Origin of the sequence: Terrisporobacter sp. (assembly GCF_017888745.1) — a bacterium.
GTDB lineage: Bacteria > Bacillota > Clostridia > Peptostreptococcales > Peptostreptococcaceae > Terrisporobacter.
The window spans coordinates 1-5,022 of record NZ_JAGHFM010000128.1 but is presented as its reverse complement, the minus strand read 5'-3'; the positions used below and the strand labels follow the sequence as shown (position 1 = coordinate 5,022).

At 24.9% G+C, this 5,022-nt stretch carries 6 protein-coding genes and 1 riboswitch; of the genes, 1 reads left to right on the top strand and 5 read right to left on the bottom strand.

The genetic code is table 11. The features are described from left to right. Positions 1 to 87 precede the first annotated feature (87 nt). On the bottom strand, positions 88 to 735 hold the full coding sequence (locus J7G74_RS06200; protein WP_297133204.1) for a hypothetical protein: 648 nt from the start codon (positions 733 to 735) through the stop codon (positions 88 to 90). Positions 736 to 950: 215 nt separating this feature from the next. Here J7G74_RS06200 and J7G74_RS06195 point away from each other — a divergent pair, with 215 nt between their 5' ends. Further along, positions 951 to 1,181, top strand: a complete 231-nt coding sequence (locus J7G74_RS06195; RefSeq protein ID WP_297133202.1) for a hypothetical protein — start codon at positions 951 to 953, stop codon at positions 1,179 to 1,181. A gap of 85 nt (positions 1,182 to 1,266) precedes the next feature. Here the strand turns inward: J7G74_RS06195 and J7G74_RS06190 are convergent, their stop codons facing one another. The 4 genes from J7G74_RS06190 to J7G74_RS06175 form a co-directional block, all read right to left on the bottom strand. Continuing rightward, complete coding sequence (locus J7G74_RS06190) at positions 1,267 to 2,067, bottom strand: MetQ/NlpA family ABC transporter substrate-binding protein (RefSeq protein WP_297133199.1); 801 nt, start codon at positions 2,065 to 2,067, stop codon at positions 1,267 to 1,269. Between the two features lie 45 nt (positions 2,068 to 2,112). Then, positions 2,113 to 2,772, bottom strand: coding sequence for a methionine ABC transporter permease (locus J7G74_RS06185; RefSeq protein WP_297133197.1), 660 nt, complete (start codon positions 2,770 to 2,772; stop codon positions 2,113 to 2,115). After that, positions 2,762 to 3,730 (bottom strand): methionine ABC transporter ATP-binding protein, encoded by a 969-nt coding sequence (locus tag J7G74_RS06180; RefSeq protein ID WP_297133195.1) that lies wholly within the window; start codon positions 3,728 to 3,730, stop codon positions 2,762 to 2,764. Before J7G74_RS06180 ends, J7G74_RS06185 begins: the two co-directional genes overlap by 11 nt. Before the next feature lie 129 nt (positions 3,731 to 3,859). Then, a riboswitch (SAM riboswitch) is annotated at positions 3,860 to 3,965 on the bottom strand. 97 nt (positions 3,966 to 4,062) lie between these two features. Further along, the gene (locus tag J7G74_RS06175; protein WP_297133192.1) at positions 4,063 to 4,680 is read right to left on the bottom strand and encodes a hypothetical protein; all 618 of its coding nucleotides are present in this window, start codon (positions 4,678 to 4,680) and stop codon (positions 4,063 to 4,065) included. Between the last annotated feature and the right edge of the window lie 342 nt (positions 4,681 to 5,022).

Here is a 5,022-nt window from a genome sequence, read left to right as displayed (position 1 = left end):
TTAGTTATTTTAAGTATTGTAATGAACCTAAATAAAAATCAGTGAAACAATAATTATTTATAAAAAAAGAAGATATAAATATATCTTCTAATCTAACTTTACACTTATTCCTATTACAAAATTTGATGATTCAATAGATAGACTTTTTACTGTAACACCTTTAAAATTGATTTTATCTATAACTACATCACCATTATCAATTCTTATTCCTTGTAAATTTGAAAACCAGCTTTCTATTATAGCATCAATAATTTTATTATTTATTTTTAATTTAAGAACTTTTATATCTTTTAAGTCAAGCTTAACATCATTCTCTTTCGTAATAGATGGTACAACTGTAATCTCTACCGGTGTCATAAACTTTGCAAATAAATTATATTTTCCACTTATTTCAATTCCATCTTTATTGATACTAACTTCAACATCTTTTATATCCGTATTTTTAGATTTTGCTAAGTAGTATTCTATACTATTTAGCAAAGTTTTATCAGGAATTATAAAACTTCCTTCCAACCTTAGAGGATTATCAATTATTTTCATTTCTTTCGATTCTAACCCTACTAAAGCTTTAACAAAGGCTACTTGATTATCTAAAAGTTTTAACTCTTCATTTGAATTTGAAGTTCCATTATGAGTTTCAAAGTTATTACTTTTATTAAAATTAATTATCCCAATACCTCCAATAAGAATCATTATAACTATTATCACTATTACATATAATTTTTTATTTTTCAAAATCATACCTCCATTCCTATTATTCATATTATACCTTATTATTATTTATAATCTATATTTTTTCCACATCATATTTTCTTCACTTATTTTTCTAAAAAACTAAAGGAAATATATTCATACTTATTTAATTAATATTATAGAATTAATATTATTTATACACTAAACACTAAATAAATCATATTTTCTAAAAATAAAATTATTATGAGGTGAGTACTTTGAAAAAATACGAAGTGATGAGAGAAATTTATAATCCTTGTTCTGGAAAATACTTTTTTGATATACATTTTCAGAGTGAAGTTTATACAGATAACATAGAAGAAACATTAAATCAATGGTTTTATAATAATCTACCTAAATATGATAAATATAATTTATCTGACGGAACAATTATATATGTATTACAATTACCTATCCTTGAGAGATATACATTTTCGGAAATACAATAAAAAAGATATAGGATTTAGTAGTAATTTATACTATCTTTCCTATATCTATAATACTATATTTAATTAAAAATATATTTTTTATATATTAGAAGGTTGGAACTATACTTCCTTTATATTTTTCTTCTATAAATGTTTCAACTTCATCACTAGTTAAAACTTCTGACAATAATTTTATTTTTTCACTATCTTTATTATCTTCTCTACAAGCTAATATATTAGCATATGGCGAATCATTAGATTCTATAGCTATTGAATCTTTAGTTGGATTTAATCCTACATTTAATGCAAAATTAGTATTTATAACAGCAAAGTCAACGTCTTGTAAAGTTGATGGTACTTGTGCTGCATCTACTTCAACTATTTCTATGTTTTTAGGATTACTTGTTATATCTTTTGCAGTTATTAATTCTTTATCTGCAATCTCTATAATTCCATTTTTAGCTAATAATTGTAATGCTCTAGCTTCATTTGTCGCATCATTTGGTACAGATATTTTTGCTCCATCTTTTAAATTATCTAAAGATTTATTTTTTTCTGAATAAATTCCCATTGGTTCTATATGAATTTTTTCAGTATAAGTTAATTTTAAGTCTTTCTCTTTATTCATTTCCTCTAAATAAGGTATATGCTGGAAGAAGTTAGCATCTAATTCTCCCTCAGCTAAAGATGTATTTGGTAAAACATAATCATCAAATTCTACTATCTCTAATTCATACCCTTTTTCTTTTAATAATGGTTTTACTACTTCTAATATCTCTGCATGTGGCGTTGGAGATGCTCCTACCTTAATAGTTTTATCTTCTTTAGAAGTTTGTGAACAACCTACAAATAATGATACAGATACCACTGTTGCTAATGTTAATCCTAATAATTTTTTTAATTTCATTTTAAATTCCCCCTGTTATTTTATAATTAAAAAATATAAGTATAATTACTTTAATCTTTTATAAGCTAAATCTCCAACACTTTGAATAAGTTGAACTATTATAATAAGTGTTATTACTACATAAATCGTTACTGAAGTATCAAATCTTTGATGTCCATAAACTATAGCTACTTTTCCAAGTCCACCTGCTCCTACAGCTCCTGCCATTGCAGTATATCCAAGTATTGATATTATAGATAAAGTTATTCCAGAAACTATAGATGGCATAGCTTCTTTTACTATAACTTTAAATATTATTTGTATATTTGTTGCTCCAAAAGATTTTGCAGCCTCTATTAAACCTTCATCTACTTCGTTTAAAGCATTTTCTATCACCCTAGCAATAAATGGTGATGCCCCTATAGTAATAGGAACCATTGCAGCTGTTTCACCAATACTAGTTCCTACTATGAATCTAGTAACTGGAAATAATGCGACTAAAAGTATAATAAAAGGAAAACTCCTAACTATATTAACTATAAAGCTTAGTATAGTGTATATAGTTTTATTCGCCTTTAATCCATTTGGTTTACTTATAAATAATATAACAGCCATTATAAATCCTAATATAGTAGCACAAATAGTAGGAACTATTGTCATATATAAGGTTTGTAAAAGTGCTTCCCCAAGTATCTCTGTTAAATAAGTATATAAACTAGTCTTCATTTATTATTTCCTCCCATCTTACTCCCTTATCATCCAAATATTTTTTTACATTATCTTTATGTTCATAAGAAATATTAACTATTAAAGATCCTAATACATGATCTCTATACTTTTCTAATTTTCCACATATAATTGAAATATCTATATTCAGTTCCCTTGCCATAGAAGTTATTATGGCTTCGTTAGAAATTTCTTTTGGGAATATAATTCTTATATTACTTCCTTTTGGTAGAAGTATATCTTCTTCACCTACTAACTTTGTTAAATTCTTTGAATTTTGTAAAAATAATTCTTCAGTATCGCCAATTTCTAAAACTTCCCCTCGTTCCATAATAGCTACTCTACTACAGATTTGCTTTATGACCTCCATCTGATGTGTAACTACAATTATTGTAATATTCAGTTTTTTATTTATATCTTGAAGCAAACTTAAAATAGATTTCGTTGTATTTGGATCTAGTGCTGACGTTGCTTCATCACATAAAAGAACTTTTGGATTTAGTGCTAAAGCCCTTGCTATTGCTACTCTTTGCTTTTGTCCACCGCTTAAATTTCTAGGTTTGGCAGTTTTTTTATCATCAATTCCTACTAATTTTAAAAGTTCCATAACTCTTTTTTCTTTTTCCTCTTTTGAGTACTTGAAACACTCTAGTGGAAGTGCAACATTTTCAAATACAGTTTTTCTTTCTAATAATGAAAAGTGTTGAAAAATCATACCCAAATCTTTTCTCAATATTCTAAGCTCTTTTTCATTTAAATCTTTTACTTCTTGATTATCTACTAAAAGACTACCTTCTTGATAGTTTTCTAATCTATTTATACATCTAAGTAATGTAGATTTACCTGCTCCACTATGACCTATTATTCCAAATATTTCTCCTTGATTAATATTTATATTGATATTATTCAATACTTTTATATCACCATAGTATTTATTTAAGTTTTTTACAGTAATCATTAATCTTCTCCCCCTTTTATATTGTCTATAATTTACTTATTTTGTTAAATATAAATTCATTAAAGTTAAATAATTATTTTCAAAATACAAAAAAGCCTAAGTATAAACTTAGGCTTAATAGCAAATTTATACTCATCTTCCAACTAATTTAATAGTTGCAGGATTTAGCACCATGTACACATGTACTGGTTGCTGGGCTTCATAGGGCCAGTCCCTCCGCCTCTCTTGATAAGAGTTATTTTTTAATTTTTTATTATGTTAATAATGATATACATATCCTTTTTAAAAGTCAACTATAATTTTTTATTTTTTCAAAATAATATAAATTTATTTTATTTAGTTGTATTATTTATATTATTATTTTCAATATTTTTTGTATCGATTCCTAATCTTTTATTCATATTTCTTAATGATTCACCAAATCTATTTGTTACTGTTTCAGCACCTCTTACAGTATCATCAACTAACTTTATAAATTCATTTTGATTTTTATTATAATCAGCTTCTGTAATATTATCTAATTTTGCTAGTTTAGCATCAATATCTCTAATTAGTTTTTCACCTTCTGAAATTAGCTCTTGATTCATTTTATTTAATTCTTGATCTTCAGTTTTTACATCTTTTTTAAGACCATTTACAAAAGTTTGTATTTTTTCTCTACTATCCCTATAAGCCGATTTGACCTCTTCTAAGTATTTTTTATTACCTGGGTATTCTTTTTCTCTATAAGCTTTATTCACACTTTCTACATCTGTATACATGCTATATCTACCTAATCCACCTATATTAGTATTATATAAACCTGTATAAGCATCATAGTATGGGTTATTTTCTGTTGCAGTATTTTCTTGTGCTGTTTTAGTTGTAGTAGTATTAGCAGTTCTATTACTACAAGCAACACAAGTAGTTAATAACAGGCATGATAAACCTAATGTTAATATTTTTTTCATTTCTTAGTTACCTCCATATTAATTAATATCTTTAAATTTATTATTTCATTTTTTAATTTTTTTATTTGTATTAATAATTTTAAATAAAATAAAAAATTAAAGCATAATTATATCTTTATCACTAAAACCTACTTATTTAGCCATTTTACTAATAGTTTCGTCACATTTTCTATCCATATATGTTAAAGTTTACTTATATACATCTGCAAAAAGTATTAAAAAAATTAATTTTATTAAATATATAATTTATGATAATTTTCTATATTAATAGTATTTTTATTATAATTAATTTTTCTACAAGCTATATAATAAAAGTTATCATCAGCTAATATTATGTATTCT

Bases quoted from the DNA above. Each gene is read 5' to 3' on its own strand.
- J7G74_RS06190 (WP_297133199.1), bottom strand. From the start codon at position 2,067: ATGAAATTAAAAAAATTATTAGGATTAACATTAGCAACAGTGGTATCT.
- J7G74_RS06185 (WP_297133197.1), bottom strand. From the start codon at position 2,772: ATGAAGACTAGTTTATATACTTATTTAACAGAGATACTTGGGGAAGCA.
- J7G74_RS06180 (WP_297133195.1), bottom strand. From the start codon at position 3,730: ATGATTACTGTAAAAAACTTAAATAAATACTATGGTGATATAAAAGTA.
- J7G74_RS06175 (WP_297133192.1), bottom strand. From the start codon at position 4,680: ATGAAAAAAATATTAACATTAGGTTTATCATGCCTGTTATTAACTACT.